Origin of the sequence: Delftia acidovorans NBRC 14950 (assembly GCF_001598795.1) — a bacterium.
Taxonomy (GTDB): domain Bacteria; phylum Pseudomonadota; class Gammaproteobacteria; order Burkholderiales; family Burkholderiaceae_C; genus Comamonas; species Comamonas acidovorans.
In genome coordinates, this window is record NZ_BCZP01000013.1 from 103,623 (window position 1) to 123,474 (window position 19,852).

Below are 19,852 nucleotides of genomic sequence, written 5' to 3' on the forward strand. Positions count from 1 at the left end.
CGACCAACGCAGGACACTTCAATGCAATTCAACTGGAACGACCCGACGGCGATCATGTTCGCCATCTACCTGGTCGCCATGCTCGGCATCGGCGCCATCGGCTACTTCAGCACCAAGAATCTTTCCGACTACATCCTGGGCGGCCGCAGCCTGGGCAGCTTCGTGACGGCGCTGTCGGCCGGCGCCTCGGACATGAGCGGCTGGCTGCTGATGGGCCTGCCCGGCGCCATCTACCTGTCCGGCCTGTCGGAAGCCTGGATCGCCATCGGCCTGATCCTGGGCGCCTACCTGAACTGGCGCCTGGTGGCGGCGCGGCTGCGCCTGTACACCGAGCGCGCCGGCAATGCGCTGACGCTGCCCGACTACCTGGCCAACCGCTTCGAGGACCACTCCAACGTGCTGCGCATCGTGACGGCCGTGGTGATTCTGGTGTTCTTCACGCTGTACTGCGCCTCGGGCGTGGTGGCGGGCGCGCGCCTGTTCGAGAACATGTTCGGCATGCCCTACAGCACGGCCCTGTGGGTGGGCGCACTGTGCACCATCGCCTATGTGTTCATCGGCGGCTTCCTGGCCGTGAGCTGGACGGACACCATCCAGGCCTCGATGATGATCACGGCGCTGATCCTGGCGCCCGTGATCGCCTGGCTGGCCGTGCAGGGCCATCTGCAGCCGGGCCAGGACCTGCACGCCATCGTGGCGGCAGAGAAGTTCGACCTGTTCCGTGGCGCCAGCTTCGTGGGCGTGGTCTCGCTGCTGGCCTGGGGCCTGGGCTACTTCGGCCAGCCGCACATCCTGGTGCGCTTCATGGCGGCCTCGTCGGTGCAGACCATTCCCTCGGCCCGCCGCATCAGCATGACCTGGATGATCCTGTGCCTGGCCGGCGCCGTGGCCGTGGGCTTCATAGGCATCCCCTACTTCGCGGCCAACCCCGGTGGCGCCGCCGCCGTGAACGCCAATGCCGAGACGGTGTTCATGGAGATCACCAAGCAGCTGTTCAACCCCTGGATCTCGGGCGCACTGCTGGCGGCCATTCTGGCGGCTGTGATGAGCACGCTGTCGTGCCAGCTGCTGGTGTGCTCCAGCGCGCTGACCGAGGACATCTACCGCACCTTCCTGCGCAAGAACGCCAGCCAGATCGAACTGGTCTGGATCGGCCGTGCCATGGTGCTGCTGGTGGCCTTGATCGCCATCGCCATCGCCAGCAACCCCGACTCCAAGGTGCTGGGCATGGTCAGCTACGCCTGGGCTGGCTTCGGCGCCGCCTTCGGCCCAGTGATCATCCTGTCGCTGTTCTGGAGCCGCATGACGCGCGGCGGCGCGCTGGCCGGCATCATCACCGGCGCCGTGACGGTGCTGGTGTGGAAGCAGTTCGGCTGGCTGGGCCTGTACGAGATCATCCCCGGCTTCATCCTGGCCTGGCTGGCCACGGTGGTCGTCAGCCGCATGGGCCCTGCGCCTTCGCAAAGCATCCTGAAGGCGCATGCGGCGGTGGAGAGCGAGTTCGAGCGGATCGGGGCACGCTGAGTGGTAATGAGCTGACCCGCTCCATCTGAACCCGACGCCCGATGACGCTTGCGCGCATCGGGCGTTTGTCATTTCAGCACCTATGACATCGCCAAATCAGATGCGCCTCAACGCACATGACGAGCGCTTTGTACGTGGTCGCCACAAGGGGAGTGGTCACTACAATCCATGGGCTCTTTTTTTCATCGCCGGGCCGCCCCAGGATGAAAAGCGGCCCCCTGCGGGGGACCGCGGACCTTGCCTTGCAAGGGGAGCGTGGGGGCTATTTTTCAACACACAACAAGTGAGACTGCCGCTATGCAAATGATCCGCCGCACCCTTCTTTCGACCTGCGTGGCCGCCATGGCGGTTGCTTCGGCTGGCGCCGCCCTGGCCCAGACCAAGGAGGTCAAGGTGGGCTACGCCCTGGCCGTGAATTCGCACTACGGCGCGGCTGCCCAGGCCTGGGCCGATGCGGTGGAAAAGGGCACGAACGGCGCCTACAAGTTCAAGCAGTTCCCCGCGTCCGCCCTGGGCGGCGAGCGCGAGCTGATCGAGGGCCTGCAGCTGGGCACGGTGGAGGCGGCCATCGTCTCCACGGGCGCCATCAGCAACTTCGTGCCCGATGTGGGCGTGGTGGACATTCCCTTCCTGTTCCGCGACACGCAGCATGCGCGCGCCGTGCTGGACGGCGCCTTCGGCCAGGAGCTGCTGGCCAAGTTCAGCAAGCGCGGCCTGGTCGCGCTTGCCTGGGGCGAGCAGGGCTTTCGCCACCTGTCCAACAACAAGCACGCCGTCAACGGCGTGGCCGATCTCAAGGGCCTGAAGATCCGCGTGACCGAGAACCCCGTGCACATCACGGCCTTCCGCACGCTGGGCGCATCGCCCACGCCCATGTCCTGGCCCGAGGTGATCGGTGCGCTGCAGCAGGGCACGATCGACGGCCAGGAGAACCCGATCTCGGTGCTGGCCTCGGCCAAGCTGTGGCAGGTGCAAAAGCACCTGACGCTGACCGCCCATGTGTACGCGCCCATGGCCCTGCTGGTGTCGCCCTCGTTCTGGGGCACGCTGAACGACAGCCAGAAGGCGGCCTTCACGCAGGGCGCCAAGTCGGGTGCCATCGCTTCGCGCGTGTTCGTGGACACGGTGGAGAAGAAGGGCGTGGAAGAGGCCAAGAGCCACGGCATGCAGGTAGTGGAGAAGGTGGACCAGGCCGCCTTCCGCACCGCGCTGGAGCCGGCCTACAAGGAATACGCGAAGAAGTTCGGCCAGAAGACGCTGGACACCATCGCCAACGCCAAGTAATCCCTGACGCATTGCGGGCTGCGGCCCGCAATGCAGGGCGCCCCGCTGCGGGCAACACCTGTGGCCCCGCACGGCGCCCGCGCCGATGATCTGACCTTTCGGCGGCAGCCCGGCCCTTGCGCCACTCCCCTCCTGCCCTCGTCCACTCCTATGCTCAACCGAATCGAACGCGCCCTTGTGGCCTGCAACCGCTGGCTGCTGATCGTGCTGTTGCTGGCCATGGCCTGCATCGTGTTTGCCAATGTGGTGCTGCGCTACACCACGGGCGACTCCATTGTCTGGGCCGAGGAAGTGGCCCGGCACATGATGATCTGGGTCACCTTCCTGGGCGCAGGGCTGGTGCTGCGCTTCGGCGGCCATGTGGCCATCGACAACCTGCACCGCTCGGTGGGCACGCGCAAGGCGCAATGGCTGCGCCGCCTCGTGGTGCTGGGCGTGGGCCTGTTCTGCGCGGTGATGGCGGTGGCCTCGTCGCAGTACGTCTGGGCCACGCGCTTCCAGACTACGGCGGCCACGGACATTCCGATCTCCTTCGTCTACGCGGCCATGCCCGTGGGCTTCGTGCTGATGCTGGTGCATCTGCTGTTCATTGCGCGCGGGTATATCGCAGACGGCTCGTTCGCGGAGTCGGATGAGATGGATGCCGACGCAGCCGCATCGATCTGATCCACCAGGCAGACACATCATGGGTATCACGCTTTTCATCGCCATCATCGTCCTGCTCACGCTGGGCTTTCCGGTGGCCTTCGCGCTGGCGATCTCCGCCGCGCTGGCCGTCTTCGTGGGCGGCCGCTATCCGCAGCTCATCGTGTTCAAGGAGATGTTCACGGGCATAGACAGCTTTCCGCTGATGGCCGTGCCCTTCTTCATCCTGGCGGCCGAGCTGATGTCGGGCGGGGCGCTCACGCATGTGCTGCTGCGCTTTGCCGCGCAGTTCGTGGGCCATCTGCGCGGCGGCCTGGGCTATGCCAATGTGCTGTCGCTGACGCTGTTCTCGGGCATTTCGGGCTCGGCCCTGGCCGATGCGGCCGGCCCCGGCTCGATGATGGTCAAGATGATGGACAAGGCCGGCTATGCACGCTCCTACGCGGCGGCGCTGACGGCCAGCACGGCCATCGTGGGGCCCATCATTCCGCCGTCGGTGAGCATGATCATCTACGCGCTGCAGGATGAGAACGTGTCGGTGGGCGGGCTGTTCATGGCCGGCTTCATTCCCGGCATCCTGATCGCGCTGGCCATGGCCGCCGTGAACTGGTGGGTGTGCAGGAAGCGCGACTACCGCTCCACCGAGCCGCGCCCCGACGGCCGCACGATGTGGATCAACAGCTTCAAGGCGATTCCCGCGCTGATGCTGATCGTGCTCATCGTGGTGGGCATCCGCTTCGGCATCTTCACGCCCACCGAGGCGTCGGTGGTGGCCGTGTTCTACGCCCTGGTCTGCGGCAAGTGGGTGTACCGCACGCTGCAGTGGTCGGCGCTGCCGGGCATTGCGGCGCGCTCGGCCATGCTGACGGCCTCGGTGCTGCTGGTGATGGCGACTTCGGCCGCATTTGCCTGGGTGCTGACGGTGGAGGGCATCCCACAGTACCTGTCCGAGCTGATCGTGAGCTGGGAGCTGTCGCCCACCCTGTTCCTGGTGGCGGTGAACATCCTGCTGCTGGTGTTCGGCATCTTCATGGAGCCGCTGCCCGGCGTGATGATCCTGGTGCCCATCCTGGCGCCCATTGCGTTCAGCCTGGGCATCGATCCCACGCACTTCGCCATGGTGGTGATCGTGAACCTGACGCTGGGCATGATCACGCCGCCCGTGGGCGGGCTGCTGTTCGTGACCTCGGTGGCCACGCGCGTGTCCATCACCGATCTCACACGCGAGATGCCGCTGTTCCTGCTGGCCCACTTCGTGGTGCTGTGCCTGCTGACCTTCATCCCCGCGCTGTCCACCTGGTTGCCGCATACGCTGGGCTTCCAGTGACGACAAGGGCCTCCGAGTGAGGCCCTTTTTTTTGCCGCCGGGCCGCTCCAAGGCAAAAAGCGGCCCCTGGGGGGCAACGGACCTTGCGCAGCAAGGGTAGCGTGGGGGCCTTTTTTCTGGGATGCCCAGCGCCTCAGAAGAGCAGGCCGGCCATGCGCTGGGCCGTTTCCTTCAGGTGCGGCAGGCCCTCCAGCGCCTGCGCCAGCGGCATGCGCGCCTCGGGCGCATGCACGGCCAACGTGGCGCGGCACTGGCCCTTGGCATCGCGCACGGGCACGGCCACGGCAATCATGCCGCGCATGAATTCCTCGCGATCGCAGGAGTGGCCTTCGCGCACGATGCGCGCGCATTCATCGGCCAGCGCCTCGGTCGTGGTCAGCGTGTTGGCCGTGCAGGCGGTGAGTTCCACGCTGTCCAGAATGGCGGCGCGCCGGGCCGCAGGCATATGGGCCAGGAACAGCTTGCCGCTGGCCGTGGCATGGATGGGCACCATCGATCCGGCCTCCAGCTGGATGCGCAGCGGCCAGTGGGTCTCGACACGGTCCAGGTAGCGCACGCGCGTGCCGTCCAGCACGGTGAGGTTGCAGGTCTCGCCCAGACGGGCCACCAGCTGGGACAGCAGCTCATGGCGAAGGGCCTGGCGCGGGTCGGCTTGCAGGGCGCGCACGGCCAGGCTCAGCAGCTTGGGGCCGGGGGAGAAGCTGCGGTCACCCTCATGGCGCAGCAGCCATTGCCGCGCCTCCAGGTGGGAGCACAGGCGCGAGGCCGTGGCCTTGGGCAGGTTGAGCGCGGCTGCGATGTCCATGAGGCCCGGCGGGGCCTCGGCCTGGGTCACGAAATCGAGCACGGCCAGGGAGCGATCGGAGACCGAGTTCGCTTCGTCCTGCCGTGCAGGGGTGGGGTCCGGGGCAGCGCTGGCAAGGGATGGCGGCATGGGGCGGTGTCGTGTCGTGTGGAAGGCCGGAAACGCTTTCGATCATGCCTGATCGCCAGGAGGCGGCAAGGGTTTGCGCGGGGTTGCAGTCCACGGCGGCAACGAATAAGTTTCACTCAAAGGAACAAATAGTTCCTTCAAAAGAAACTCAAAAGGAGCCACTGCATGCCGGACCCCATCGACAGCTATGACTACGTGATCGTGGGAGCAGGCTCTGCCGGCTGCGTGCTGGCCGCGCGCCTGTCCGAGGACCCGGCCACGCGGGTGCTGCTGCTGGAGGCAGGCCCGCCGGACCGCTCGCCCTGGATCCACCTGCCCATCGGCTACGGCAAGACCATGTGGAGCCCCGTCTACAACTGGAAGTTCGAGACCGACCCGGACCCCAACATGAACGGCCGGCGCATCTACTGGCCGCGCGGCCGCACGCTGGGCGGCAGCAGCTCCATCAACGGCCTGATCTACGTGCGCGGCCAGCGCGAGGACTACGACCATTGGGCGGCGCTGGGCAATGCGGGCTGGTCGTATGAGGAGGTGCTGCCCTACTTTGTGAAGTCCGAAGGCAATGCGCGCGGCGCCTTCCCGGGCCATGGCGCGGACGGGCCGCTCAAGGTCTCGGACATCGGCGCACAGCATCCGCTGATCGAGGCCTTCATTGCCGGTGCAGGCCAGGTCGGCGTGCCCCGCACCGAGGATTTCAACGGCCGCGACCAGGAGGGCGCGGGCTACTACCAGCTCACCACCCACAAGGGCCTGCGCTGCAGTACGGCCAAGGCCTATCTGGGCGAGGCCCGGCGCCGCCCCAATCTGCGCATAGAGACCGATGCCATGGCCACGCAGCTGGTGCTGCGCGGCCGGCGCGCCGTCGGCATCCGCTACCGGCAAGGCGGGCAGGAGCGCCAGGCCCAGGCGCGGGCCGAGGTGATTCTGTCGGCAGGAGCCATCCAGTCGCCGCAGCTGCTGCAACTGTCGGGCATAGGCCCGGCCGCGCTGTCGCAGTCCCTGGGGATTCCCGTGGTGCACGATCTGCCGGGCGTGGGCGAGAACCTGCAGGACCATCTTCAGATCCGCCTGGGCTACGAATGCAGCCAGCGCATCACCACCAATGACCAGCTCAATTCCTGGGTGGGCAGGACAAAGCTGGGGCTGGAATGGCTGCTGTTCCGCTCGGGCGCGCTGGCCGTGGGCATCAACCAGGGCGGCTGCTTCATGCGTGCGCTCAGGGACGAGCAGGGCCGGCCCGTGGCGGCCACGCCCGACATCCAGTTCCACGTCTCCACGCTGTCGGCCGACATGGCAGGCGGGCAGGTCCATCCGTACTCGGGCTTCACCATGTCGGTCTGCCAGCTGCGGCCCGAGTCACGCGGGCAGTTGCGCATCCGCTCGCGCGATGCCTTCGAGCCGCCTTCCATCCAGCCCAACTACCTGGCCACCGACCTGGACCGCCGCACCAACGTGGCGGCCGTGCGCGCGGCACGCGCCATTGCCGACACGCCGGCCATGCGCCCCTTCGTGAAGCGCGAGGTCAAGCCCGGCCCCGATGCGCACAGCGATGCGGAACTGCTGGAGTTCTGCCGCAACCACGGCGCCACCATCTTCCACCCCAGCGGCACCTGCCGCATGGGCAGCGACGCCCAGGCCGTGGTCGATGCGCGGCTGCGCGTGCACGGCATGGCCGGCCTGCGCGTGGTCGATTGCTCGGTCATGCCCACCCTGGTCTCGGGCAACACCAACGCGCCCGTGGTGATGATGGCCGAGAAGGCCGCCGACATGGTTCGCGAAGACAGGCACGGAGAGACAGGGCAGCTCAAGGTCGCATGACTGCCCGTTCCTGCATCCCGGCAATGCGACAGACAACCAGGAGACAGCATGACGACGGCAACCGATCCCAGGGTCATCCGCAAGGTGGTGACCTCCGCGCTCATCGGCGCAACCATCGAGTGGTATGACTTCTTCCTGTACGGCGTGGTCGCCGGCATCGTGTTCAGCAAGCTGTACTTTCCCAGCGACGATCCGCTGATCTCCACGCTGCTGGCCTACACCACCTTTGCCGTGGGCTTCGTCACGCGGCCGCTGGGCGGGGTGATCTTCGGGCACTTCGGCGACCGCGTGGGGCGCAAGAGCATCCTGGTGGTCACGCTGATGATCATGGGCGTGTCCACCTTCCTGATCGGCCTGCTGCCCACGCATGCGCAGATCGGCGTGGCCGCGCCCATCCTGCTGCTGCTGTTGCGCGTGGCCCAGGGCATAGGCCTGGGCGGCGAATGGGGCGGCGCCGTGCTCATGGCCTACGAATACGCGCCCAAGGAAAAGCGGGGCTTCTACGCCTCCCTGCCCCAGGTGGGCCTGGCCATCGGCCTGTTCATGGCCTCGGGCGTGGTGGCCCTGCTGTCCTGGCTGTGTACGGAAGAGCAATTCATGGCCTGGGGCTGGCGCGTCGCGTTCCTGATCTCGGGCCTGATGGTGGCCGTGGGCATGTACATCCGACTGCATGTGAAGGAGACGCCCGAATTCGCGGCCGTCAAGGCACGCAATGCCGAGACCGCGATTCCCTTCATGGACATGATGCGGCGCTACCCCGGCAATGTGCTCAAGGGCATGGGCGCACGCTATATCGACGGCGTTTTCTTCAACGTCTTCGGCGTGTTCTCGATCAGCTACCTGACCTCCACCCTGCAGATCAGCCGCACCGACGCATTGATCGGCGTGATGGTCGCCGCCGTGGTGATGTGCTTCACGATTCCGCTGTTCGGCCGCCTGTCCGACCGCCTGGGCCGCAGCCGCGTCTATCTGTGGGGATCGCTGATCACCGCGGTCTCTGCCTTTCCGGCCTTCTGGCTCATGGCCCACAGCGGCGGCAATGTGCTGCTGATATGGATCGCCATCGTCGTGCCCTTCGGCATTCTCTACGCGGCGGTCTACGGTCCCGAAGCCGCCCTCTTCTGCGACCTGTTCGACGCCAAGGTGCGCTACACCGGCATTTCCTTCGTCTACCAGTTCTCGGGCATTTTCGCCTCGGGCATCACGCCCATCATTGCGACGGCGCTGGTCAAGACGGCCGGTGGCAGCCCGTGGCTGGTGTGCCTGTATGTGGTGTTTGCGGGAGCGGTATCGGCCTGGTGTGCCTGGGCGATTGGTCGGGATGGAAGCAGGCAGGAAAGCTTTGCCAGCGTGAACCCCTTGGCCAGATAGCCAGACGCTCTTGCGCCGGTTCATACGGCACCGTGGCCGAGAAGACCAAGAGCAAAGCTGCCCAACAGGCAGCTTTCTGCATTGGCCAGCGGATTGCAGCCACCGGCTCGCCGCAGAGCCGTCTTGGTTTAGGATGGCGCCAGTCCGCATGGCAGAAGATTTCTGCAGATTCACACCCCCATATCGCAACCGCATGTCAGTCAGGCATGCACTTTCAGGCATCACCTTGGCTGCATGATCTATAAAAACATACAAATACTGCGATTCATTGCCGCCTTTCTCGTGGTTCTGCACCACACGCTTCCGCCCAATGTGCATCCGGCCCACTACGCCAACATCCCGGCATGGATCACCGAGATTTCCGTCTATGGTTTCGCTGGTGTCGATATCTTCTTCGTCATCAGCGGCTTCATCATGGCCGAGACCACGCGCCCCATGCAGCCCGGAGCGGGCACGGCATCCAGCTTTGTCTTCCGGCGCTTCCTGAGAATCTACAGCGGCTACTGGCCCGCCTTCCTGCTGGTGCTTTTTCTCAGCGTCTGGCTTGGCATCTTCAACGGGCCCGAAATCAGCCGCTGGAAGTCATTTCTGCTGCTGCCCCAGGAGTTCTACCTGCTCAATGTCTCCTGGACACTGACCTATGAGTTGTATTTCTATCTGCTGATTGGTGCCATGCTCTGCTTCACACGAAAGCAGGCCGTTCCGGTGTTTCTTGCGTTGCTGGCGTCATTTGTGGTGATCGTAGCCGTGCAATTCAATATGGGGGTTTATCGATCGGCAATTCCCAGGGAAAACAATTTCCTCTTGAATGTTTTTCTGACATCTCCGCTGATCATTGAATTCATTGCTGGCTTTCTGCTGAGCGAGTGGATTAACAGAAAACCCAGGCAGTCTATTGCAGCATGGTCCATATTCACCGCCATTGCTTTGAGTGCGAGCATCTGGGCACAGAAATACGGCGGTCTCCAGGGTGTTGGCATGGCCGCATTTCTCTACTACCCGGAACGGGTCATGCTGTTTGGCAGTGCGTCCCTGGGTCTGGTGGCGCTGGCCGCATTGCTGCCCTCGTCCGGCAGCCAGTTGAACCGCTTCTTCTGCAGGCTGGGCGATGCCTCCTATGCGCTGTACCTGCTGCATATTCCCTTGATGGTGATTCTCTACGGCCTGCTTTTCCCCAAGATTCCGGGCTTGCTGTGGATAGGGGGCGGAAAGCTATCGCTGCTGGTGTATCTGGTGTCAGTCGTGGCCTGCTCATTGCTCTACTTCAAACTCATCGAGAATCCGTTGCATAAAATCTCAAGAAAAGCGTCTGACAGGCTGCTGCTCAACGCTGGATCCTCCAAGACATGCACCGTTTGAGGTACTCCTCCATCTGGATCCATCGAGCGGGTACTCCAGAAATGTATCCATACCCCGCGATCTCTCAAGAGATCTTCCGAAACTGGTGGATCTAGTTGAAAATCCATTCCCGGCGGAATCATTCAAAGACTTCGTCGTTCATCAATAGAGAGGGACCCATGTTCAAAAAAATACTGGCTGCGGCCACCTTGCTGGGCTGCGGCCTGGCGCACGCATTCATGCCCAGCAATGGCACCTGGGTCGTGACTTCCGAACTCAACGGCAAGCCGGGTCGCGGGCTCGCCCTTGATGCGCAGAACGGCACCCTGGTCATGCAGATGTATGCCTACGAGCCCAGCGGGCAGCCGAGCTTCTACATGACGTCGGGCGCCTTGACCAACAACCGTTTTTCAGCGCCGCTGATGCGCTATACGGGTGGCCGCTATCTGGGCAGCGGCCCGATGTCGGGCACCGAAGACCGCAATATGGGCCAGGTCAGCATGCGCTTCACCAGCGGCGTCTCGGGATTCATCACGCTGCCCGGCGAGCAGGAAGTGGCGATTTCGCGTTTCAACTTCGGTTACCCCGCCGTGGCATCCAGTCTACGGGGCATCTGGACCATGACTTCGATCGGTTCCGAGGGGCTTCAGACCCTGGGCGTGGAATTGACACGCCAGACCAGCGCCACTTCCAACGGCAACGGCCTCATGACCAGCGGAGATGGCCTGTTCGGCTGCGAGCACCAGGTCCGCGGCGCACTGGCAGGTGAAACGCTGTGTGTGTGGATCAACAGCTCTGGCCAGATCCTGCGCAGCTACCGCTTCATTTACAGCGTCAACGATGGTGAGGGCACGTCCAGCACCAATGGCAACCGCCCCAACCAGCGCCTGGTCATCAAGCGGCTGACCACGCCCCAAGATGTGGGCACGGGCATCGTCTACGAGAATTCGGCGCCTGCGGAGCCTGTGTATACCGCGCTGCACGAGCACATCGAAAACCTGTCCTTCAGCGCCGCACCTCTGCCAGCCGAGCAGGAGTGACGCCCCGCTGCCGGCTACCCCTCAGGGCAGTGCCGGCAGCTGCTCCGCATGCCGCAGGTCCACATGCGCCTGCAGGAAGTCGAGCACGGCGCGCGTGCGCGGGGGCAGGCGGTCGGGCTTGCCCAGGTAGACGGCGTGGATGGGTTCCAGGTCGCCCGTGTTGAATTCCTCCAGCACGGGCACCAGCCGGCCGGCGAGCACGTCGGCCCAGGCGTGGTACAGCGACAGGCGGGCCAGGCCCGTGCCGTGCAGCGCCAGCTCGCGCATCACGTCGCCGTCGTTGACGCGCACCACCTCCCCGATATCGACGGCCACGCGCTGGCCGTCCACCAGAAATGGCCAGTGCGGTATGGCGCGCTGGTAGCTCCAGCCCAGGCGCACATGGTGGCCCAGCTCGTCTGGATGCAGGGGCCTGCCCATGCGGGCCAGGTACTGCGGTGAGGCCAGGATGACCTGCCGCGTGTGGCCCAGCAGCCGCGCGACCATGTCCGAGGGCGGAAGCTGGCCCCAGCGCACGGCGATGTCCGTGCCGGCCTCGACCAGGTCCACGATCTGGTCCGTGAAGCTCAGTTCCAGGCTCAGCCCGGGATGGCGCTGCAGCAATTGCGGCACCAGGGGCACGAGCAGCATTTTTCCGGTCGATGAACTGGTGTTGATGCGCACCAGGCCGCGTGGTTCGCTGCGCACGGCCACGCAGGCCTCCAGTTCCTCCAGGTCGGCCAGCACGCGCTTGCCGCGCTCGAACAGCTGGCAGCCTTCGGGCGTGAGATGCAGGCGCCGCGTGCTGCGCTGGAGCAGCTGCACGCCCAGGCGCGCCTCCAGCCGCGACATGCTCTTGCTGACGGCCGAGGGCGAGATGCCCAGGTGGCGCGCAGCGGCCGAGAGGCTGCCGCGCTCGGCCACCAGGATCAGCATCTCCAGCTCGGCAAAGCGGTTGGCATCGGCGTTGCCTGTATCGGTGGCCGTGGGTGGGGCAAGTGCGGGCATAGCGTCTCCTGAAAAGAGGTCATCTATTCCACACAGGAACAGATCCGTTTCCATTATTCCATCTACACAAAGGTATGTTGCAGTGCGACATTACTGGACATCACACCAAGGATCACAAGGAATCCGTCCATGCCTCTTTCCCTACTCGCCCTGGCGGCCGGTGCCTTTGGCATCGGCACCACGGAATTCATCATCATGGGCCTGCTGACACAGGTCAGCCAGGATCTTCACATCAGCATTCCCACGGCGGGCTCGCTGATTTCGGGCTACGCCATCGGCGTGGCCGTGGGCGCGCCCGTGCTCACGCTGCTGACGCGCCAATGGCCGCGCAAGCGCCTGCTGCTGGCGCTGATGCTGATCTTCATTGCCGGTAACCTGGCCGCCGCGTTCGCACCCAGCTATGAATGGCTGATGTCGGCGCGCGTGCTGACCTCGCTGACCCACGGCACCTTCTTCGGCGTGGGCGCCGTGGTGGCCACAGGCCTGGTGCCGGTGGACAAGAAGGCGTCGGCGATTGCGCTGATGTTCTCGGGCCTGACGCTGGCCACCCTGCTGGGCGTGCCTGCCGGCGCCTGGATCGGCCAGATGTTCGGCTGGCGCAGCGCCTTCCTGGCCGTGGCCGCGATCGGCGTTCTGGCCTTTGCCATCCTGGCCGCCTTCGTGCCGCGCGACCAGGGCCGCCCCGAGGTCACGCCGCTGGCGCAGGAGCTTGCCGTGCTGGCCAACGGCCAGGTCTGGCTGGGCCTGGGCATCACGGCCTTCGGCTTTGCGGGCGTGTTTGCGCTCTACACCTATGTGGAGCCGCTGCTGACCCAGGTGACCCGCATGGGCGACAGCCTGGTGGCACTGACCCTGCTGCTGTTCGGCGCGGGCCTGGCCGCAGGCAATCTGCTGGGCGGCAAGCTGGCCGACCGGGGCGTGATGCGCGCCCTGGTGTGGAGCATTGCGGCGCTGATGGTGGTGCTGGCGGCAGGCCGCTGGGCCTTCGGGAACCAGGCCGTGGCCATGGCCTATGTGATCGTGCTGGGCGTCGTGGCCTTCGCCACGGTGGCCCCCATGCAGATGCGCGTGCTGGACCAGGCCGGCCCCCAGGGCGCCAACCTGGTCTCCAGCCTGAACATTGCGGCCTTCAACCTGGGCAATGCCCTGGGTGCCTGGGTTGGCGGCCTGGCCCTGGCCGGTGGCCTGGGCCTGGTCAACCTGGGCTGGGCCGCCGCCGCGTTGACGGCCGTGGGCCTGGTGCTGGTCTTCTGGAGCAGCCGCCTGCCCGCGGGCTCCGCACGCAGCGCAGGCGTGGCCTGCGCCTGAGGCTCAACGGGCAAGCACGGGCTTGAGCGCCTTGCCCGTGTGCGTGCCCGCAGCCACCAGATCCTCGGGCGTGCCGGCCGCGATGATGCGGCCGCCGTCCTTGCCGCCTTCGGGGCCGAGGTCGATGATCCAGTCGGCCTCGGCGATCACGTCCAGGTCATGCTCGATGACGACCACGCTGTGGCCCGCATCGACCAGCCGGTGCAGCACGCGGATGAGCTTGTCCACATCGGCCATGTGCAGGCCCACCGTGGGTTCGTCCAGCACGTAGAGCGTGTGCGGTGCCTTGTTGCCGCGCCGGGTCACGTCGTCGCGCACCTTGGTCAGCTCGGTCACGAGCTTGATGCGCTGGGCTTCGCCGCCCGACAGCGTGGGCGAGGGCTGGCCCAGCGTGAGATAGCCCAGGCCCACGTCCTTCAGCAACTGCAGCGGGTGGGCGATGCTGGGCATGCTGGCGAAGAACTCGACGGCCTCGTCCACCTCCATCTGCAGCACGTCGCCAATGCTCTTGCCGCGCCAGGAGACAGCCAGGGTCTCGGGGTTGAAGCGCGCGCCGTGGCAGACCTCGCAGGGCACCTTCACGTCGGGCAGGAAACTCATCTCGATGGTGCGCATGCCCTGGCCCTCGCAGGCCGGGCAGCGGCCTTCGCCGGTGTTGAATGAGAAGCGGCCGGCCGCGTAGCCGCGGGCCTTGGCCTCCAGCGTTTCGGCATAGAGCTTGCGGATGGTGTCCCAGAAGCCGATGTAGGTGGCCGGGCAGCTGCGCGGGGTCTTGCCGATGGGCGTCTGGTCGACCTCGAGCACGCGGTCTATGCCCTCGAAGCCCTGCAGGCCCTTGCAGCCGGACAGCGGCGGCGCCTTGCCGGCGTCCATGGCATCGCGCCCGGCCTTGGTGGCGCGCTGGCCCACCCAGGCGGCCACATTGGCCAGCATCACGTCGCGCGCCAGCGTGGACTTGCCCGAGCCGCTGACGCCCGTGACGGCCACCAGGCGCTTGAGCGGCACGCGCGCATCCACGTTCTGCAGGTTGTGCAAGTGGGCGCCGCGCACGGTCAGCCAGCCCAGTGCGTCGGAGGCGGGTTCGGCGTCGACAACGACAGGCGCGGCCTTCTTTTTGGATTTGGATACCTTGACAGGCGCGGGTTCCGGCACCGGTTCGGCCACTGCTGCAAGCTCGGCGGCCGCCTGCGGCGGCTGGCCTTCGCCCACCCAGCGGCGCGGCTGGAACGGGTGGCGCATGGCGTGCAGCAGGTAGCGGCCCGTGATGGAGTCCTCGGCCGCCATGATGTCGGCCGCCGTGCCCTGGGCCACCAGGCGGCCGCCGCGTATGCCGGCGCTGGGGCCGATGTCGATGATGTGGTCGGCGCGGCGAATGGTGTCTTCGTCATGCTCGACCACGACCAGGGTGTTGCCCTTGTCGCCCAGCTTGTGCAGGGCGTTGAGCAGGATCTGGTTGTCGCGCGCATGCAGGCCGATGGTGGGTTCGTCCAGCACATAGCACACGCCCTGCAGGTTGCTGCCCAGTTGCGCGGCCAGGCGGATGCGCTGGGCCTCGCCGCCCGACAGCGTGGGCGCGCCACGGTCCAGCGTCAGATAGCCCAGGCCCACTTCCTCCAGGAATTCGAGGCGGCTCTGGATCTCGGGGATGAGGTCGCGGGCAATGTCGGACTCGCGTCCGGACAGGGCCAGCGCCTGCACCCATTGCCGCACGTCGTTGACCGACAGCTGGGCAATCTCGGCAATGCCCACGCCATGGAAGCGCACGGCGCGCGCCGTGGCGTTCAGGCGTGTGCCCTGGCAGGTGGGGCAGGTCACTTCGGCCAGGTCTTCGATTTCCTGGCCTTCGAACTTGACCTCACGGCCCCGGTTGTCCTCGACCAGCAGGGTGTCGTCATAGACCTTGCGCTGGTCCTTGGTGAGCTTGACGCCCGTGCCCACGCAGTCGGGACACCAGCCATGCTTGCTGTTGTAGGAAAACAGCCGCGGGTCCAGCTCGGCATAGCTGGTGGCACAGACCGGGCAGGCGCGCTGGGTGGAGAACACCTGCAGGCTGCCAATGCCGGCCGTGCTCCGGCCGCCGGCCATGGCATCGGCCAGGTTGTCCAGGCCCGACAGCACATGCAGCACGCCCTTGCCTGTTTCCAGCGCCTGCGCCAGGTGGCCGCGCAATTCGCGCTCATTGGCCGCCGTGACGGTGACGCTGGCCACGGGCAGTTCGATGGTGTGCTCCTTGAAGCGGTCGATGCGCGGGAATCCAGTGGTGGGCAGGAATTCGCCGTCCACGCGCAGATGGGTGTAGCCGCGCGGCCGTGCCCAGTCGGCCAGCTCGGTGTAGACGCCCTTGCGGTTGACCACCAGCGGCGCCAGCAGGCCGATGGTCTGGCCCCGGAACTGCGTGAGCAGCTGGGCCGCGATGCTTTCCGCCGTCTGCGGCTGCACGGCGGCGCCGTCGTGGATGCAGTGCTGCGTGCCCAGCTTGACGTACAGCAGGCGCAGGAAGTGCCAGACCTCGGTGGTCGTGCCCACGGTGGACTTGCGCCCGCCGCGCGACAGGCGCTGCTCGATGGCCACGGTGGGCGGAATGCCGTAGACCGCATCCACCTCGGGCCGGCCCGCAGGCTGGACGATGGAGCGCGCATAGGCGTTGAGCGACTCCAGGTAGCGGCGCTGGCCTTCGTTGAACAGGATGTCGAAGGCCAGCGTGGACTTGCCCGAGCCCGAGACACCCGTCACCACGTTGAACTTGCCGCGCGGGATCTCCACCGACAACTGCTTGAGGTTGTGCTCCTTGGCATTGACGATCTCGATGGCATTCCTGGCGGCCGCCCCCGACATGGCATGCGCCTTGCGCTGGCTCTTGTAGAGCATGGGGGCGACCTCGCGCACGGCCTCGCCGCCCACGCCCATGGCCAGGTCGTACTCGCGCAGCGCCTGGGCCGTGTGCGAGCCAGGAATCTGGCGCACTTCCTCGGGCGTGCCCTGGGCCACGATGGCGCCGCCGCCGTCGCCGCCTTCGGGGCCGAGGTCGATCAGCCAGTCACTGGCGCGGATCACGTCGAGGTTGTGCTCGATGACGATCAGCGAGTGCCCGGCCTCCAGCAGCTTGCGCAGCGCGCGCATGAGCTTGGCGATGTCGTCGAAGTGCAGGCCCGTGGTGGGCTCGTCGAACAGGAACAATGTGCCCTTCTTGGCCAGTGCCTGCTTCGACTTGGCCTGGGACTTGGCCGCCTCGGCCAGGAAGCCCGCGAGCTTGAGGCGCTGGGCCTCGCCGCCCGACAGCGTAGGCACGGGCTGGCCCAGCTTCACGTATTCCAGGCCCACATCGACGATGGGCTGCAGGGCGCGGATGACCTCGCGGTCCTGGGCGAACAGCAGGGCCGCCTCGGCCACGGTGAGCTCCAGCACATCGGCCACGTTGAGTTTGCGCGGCTGCAGCTCGCCGGCCGCGTGGCGCTCGATCGTGACTTCCAGGATCTCGGGGCGGTAGCGCGTGCCGTTGCAGTCGGGGCAGCGCAGGTAGACATCGGAGAGGAACTGCATCTCCACATGCTCGAAGCCCGAGCCGCCGCAGGTGGGGCAGCGGCCGTCGCCGCTGTTGAAGCTGAACTTGGCGGCCGTGTAGCCGCGCTGGCGCGACAGCGGCGCAATGGCGAACAGCTCGCGGATGGAGTCCCAGGCGCCCACGTAGCTTGCCGGGTTGGAGCGCGCCGTCTTGCCGATGGGCGACTGGTCCACGAACATCACGTCGCTCAGGTGGTCGGCGCCCAGCAGGCGCTCGAAGGCGCCGGCCGCATCCGTAGGCTTGCCGAAGTGGCGCATCAGCGCAGGCACCAGCACGTCCTGGATCAGCGTGGACTTGCCCGAGCCGCTGACGCCGGTGATGGTGACCAGGCGCTGCAGCGGAAAGTCCACGTCGATGCTGCGCAGGTTGTGCTCGCGCGCGCCTTCGAGGATGAGGCGCGGCGTGGACTCGGTCACCATGCGCTTGAGGCCGAAGCCCACCTGCTTGCGGCCGCCCAGGTAGGCGCCGGTCAGCGTGTCGGCATGTCGCAGGTCCTCGGGCGTGCCGTCGAACACGATCTGGCCGCCGCGCGCGCCGGGGCCGGGGCCCATGTCGATCATGCGGTCGGCCGCGAACATCACGGCCGGGTCGTGCTCGACCACGACCAGGGTGTTGCCCGCATCGCGCAGGCGCTGCATGGCCTCGGTGATGCGTTCCATGTCGCGCGGGTGCAGGCCGATGCTGGGCTCGTCGAGCACGAACAGGGTGTTCACCAGCGAGGTGCCAAGGGCCGTGGTCAGGTTGATGCGCTGCACCTCGCCGCCCGACAGCGTGCGGCTCTGGCGGTCCAGCGTGAGGTAGCCGATGCCCACGTCGCACAGGTACTGCACGCGCGCCATGATTTCGGCGTGCAGCATCTTGAGCGCCTGGGCCTCGCCGTCATGCAAGGGGGCGTCGACTGCCGGCGCCAGCTGCTGAAAGAAGTCGCGCAGCCGCACCAGGGGCAGCTGCATCAGGTCGTGCAGGCAAAGGCCCGGCAGCGCGTCCAGCTGCTCACGGCTCCATGCCACGCCCTTCGGCATGAAGCGGCGGTAGCGGCCTTCGTCGCCGGGCGGCAGCACGGCATCGGCGGCCTGCTTGCCGCCCAGGCGCCACAGCAGGCTTTCGGTCTTCAGGCGCGCGCCGCCGCAGGTGGGGCATTCGGTATAGCTGCGGTACTTGGACAGCAGCACCCGGATGTGCATCTTGTAGGCCTTGCTCTCCAGGTATTCGAAGAAGCGCTTGATGCCGTACCAGGTCTGGGTCCACTTGCCGTTCCAGTTGGGCGAGCCGTCCAGCACCCAGCTCTTTTGCGCATCGGTGAGCTTGGCCCAGGCCGTGTCGCGCGGAATGCCTTCGGCCTCGGCATGGCGCATCAGGTCGTCCTGGATCTCCTTCCAGGCCGGTGTCTGCACGGGCTTGATGGCGCCCGTGCGCAGGGTGAGCTTGTCGTTGGGGATGACCAGTCCCCAGTCCACGCCGATCACGCGGCCAAAGCCACGGCAGGCCTCGCAGGCGCCCACGGCGGAGTTGAAGGAGAACAGCGAGGGAATCGGCTCCTGGTAGCTCAGGCCGCTTTCGGGGCAGTGCAGGCCCAGCGAGAACTTCCACAGCTGGGGCTCGGTGGGCTGGGCACCTGCGGCTTCCACGGCGGATTCAGGCAGCACATAGACCGTCATGTGGCCGCTGCCGCGCTTGAGCGCGACCTCGATGGCCTCGTAGACACGGGCCCGCTCCACATTGCCCAGGCGGAAGCGGTCGGCCACCACGTCCAGCATCTTGACCTTGAGCGGCGCCGCCGCCTTGGCCTTCTTGCCCTTGGCGTCGGCGGCAGGCTCCACGGCGCCGGCCTTCTCGGCCTCGCGTTCGGCCTGGACCTTGGTGAAGCCGCTGGCCGACAGCCATTGCTCCACCTCGGCGGCAGTGGTATTGGCGGGCAGCTCGACGGGGAAGGTGATGGCGATGCGCGGATCACCGGCCTGCCGGCAACGCTCGGCCAGTTCCTCCAGCACGCTGTCGGGCGTGTCGTGGCGCACGGGCACGGCGGTGTCGCGGTCGAACAGCTGGGCTGCGCGCGCAAACAGCAGCTTCAGGTGGTCGTTGAGCTCGGTCATCGTGCCCACGGTGGAGCGCGAGTTGCGGACGGGATTGGTCTGGTCGATGGCTATGGCCGGCGGCACACCTTCCACACGGTCCACGGCCGGCTTGTCCATGCGGTCCAGGAACTGGCGCGCATAGGCCGAGAAGGTCTCGACATAGCGGCGCTGGCCTTCGGCATACAGGGTATCGAACACCAGGCTGGACTTGCCCGAGCCGCTGGGCCCCGTGACCACGGTCAGCTCGCCGGTACGGATGTCGAGATCCAGGTTCTGGAGATTGTGCTGGCGTGCGCCGCGAATTCGAATCAGACCGTGCGTCATGGGTGTTCTGTGGTCAGTGGGAGCCAAACATTCTAGGCAGTCCATGCGTCAGGCATCAGACGCTTCTCAATACCTGTATTTTTATACAGGTTAAACAAAAAGACACCGCCTCGACGCATCCGCGCGACCATAAAAAAACCCCGGAACCAGTCCGGGGCTCGTGCCTCTTGCCGAGGGCTTACTTGGCCATCTGCACGGAGGCAGGCATGGCCTGCCCGTCCGGCACGCCCTTCACCTGGGTGATGGCCAGCAGCGACACGACAACAAAGGCCAGGCAACCGGCCGCGATGATCCTCATGGGTATTTCCTTGATCA

12 protein-coding genes are annotated in these 19,852 nt (G+C 66.2%); 9 read left to right on the top strand and 3 right to left on the bottom strand.

The genetic code is table 11. The features are described 5' to 3' along the window. The first annotated feature begins 21 nt into the window (after positions 1-21). From putP to DA1_RS17925, 4 genes are all read left to right on the top strand, one after another. Positions 22-1,524 (top strand): sodium/proline symporter PutP, encoded by a 1,503-nt coding sequence (gene putP / locus DA1_RS17910; RefSeq protein ID WP_012207739.1) that lies wholly within the window; start codon positions 22-24, stop codon positions 1,522-1,524. A gap of 297 nt (positions 1,525-1,821) precedes the next feature. Next, entirely contained in the window at positions 1,822-2,808 is a 987-nt protein-coding gene (locus DA1_RS17915) for a TRAP transporter substrate-binding protein (protein ID WP_034397353.1), read from the top strand. A gap of 150 nt (positions 2,809-2,958) precedes the next feature. After that, positions 2,959-3,474, top strand: a complete 516-nt coding sequence (locus DA1_RS17920; RefSeq protein ID WP_013800419.1) for a TRAP transporter small permease — start codon at positions 2,959-2,961, stop codon at positions 3,472-3,474. Positions 3,475-3,493: 19 nt separating this feature from the next. After that, positions 3,494-4,780 (top strand): TRAP transporter large permease, encoded by a 1,287-nt coding sequence (locus DA1_RS17925; protein ID WP_013800418.1) that lies wholly within the window; start codon positions 3,494-3,496, stop codon positions 4,778-4,780. A 133-nt stretch (positions 4,781-4,913) separates the two neighbouring features. On the opposite strand, the gene DA1_RS17930 is transcribed toward DA1_RS17925, so the two are convergent. Then, a complete protein-coding gene (locus DA1_RS17930) occupies positions 4,914-5,714 on the bottom strand; it encodes an IclR family transcriptional regulator (protein WP_034397356.1) in 801 nt (266 codons plus the stop codon). 165 nt (positions 5,715-5,879) lie between these two features. Here DA1_RS17930 and DA1_RS17935 point away from each other — a divergent pair, with 165 nt between their 5' ends. The 4 genes from DA1_RS17935 (at position 5,880) to DA1_RS17950 (ending at position 11,281) form a co-directional block, all read left to right on the top strand. Further along, entirely contained in the window at positions 5,880-7,532 is a 1,653-nt protein-coding gene (locus tag DA1_RS17935) for a GMC family oxidoreductase (RefSeq protein ID WP_034397359.1), read from the top strand. Between the two features lie 48 nt (positions 7,533-7,580). After that, positions 7,581-8,903 carry an MFS transporter gene (locus DA1_RS17940; RefSeq protein WP_034397361.1) on the top strand — a complete coding sequence of 441 codons (1,323 nt, stop codon included), beginning with the start codon at positions 7,581-7,583 and terminating at the stop codon, positions 8,901-8,903. 234 nt (positions 8,904-9,137) lie between these two features. Beyond that, on the top strand, positions 9,138-10,262 hold the full coding sequence (locus DA1_RS17945) for an acyltransferase family protein (protein WP_034397363.1): 1,125 nt from the start codon (positions 9,138-9,140) through the stop codon (positions 10,260-10,262). A 158-nt stretch (positions 10,263-10,420) separates the two neighbouring features. Then, entirely contained in the window at positions 10,421-11,281 is an 861-nt protein-coding gene (locus DA1_RS17950; RefSeq protein ID WP_034397365.1) for a hypothetical protein, read from the top strand. A 21-nt stretch (positions 11,282-11,302) separates the two neighbouring features. Here the strand turns inward: DA1_RS17950 and DA1_RS17955 are convergent, their stop codons facing one another. Further along, complete coding sequence (locus DA1_RS17955) at positions 11,303-12,268, bottom strand: LysR family transcriptional regulator (protein ID WP_034397367.1); 966 nt, start codon at positions 12,266-12,268, stop codon at positions 11,303-11,305. 129 nt (positions 12,269-12,397) lie between these two features. Here DA1_RS17955 and DA1_RS17960 point away from each other — a divergent pair, with 129 nt between their 5' ends. After that, positions 12,398-13,576, top strand: coding sequence for an MFS transporter (locus DA1_RS17960; protein WP_012207748.1), 1,179 nt, complete (start codon positions 12,398-12,400; stop codon positions 13,574-13,576). A gap of 3 nt (positions 13,577-13,579) precedes the next feature. Here the strand turns inward: DA1_RS17960 and uvrA are convergent, their stop codons facing one another. After that, positions 13,580-19,537 (bottom strand): excinuclease ABC subunit UvrA, encoded by a 5,958-nt coding sequence (gene uvrA, locus DA1_RS17965; RefSeq protein ID WP_034397369.1) that lies wholly within the window; start codon positions 19,535-19,537, stop codon positions 13,580-13,582. Positions 19,538-19,852: the final 315 nt, after the last annotated feature.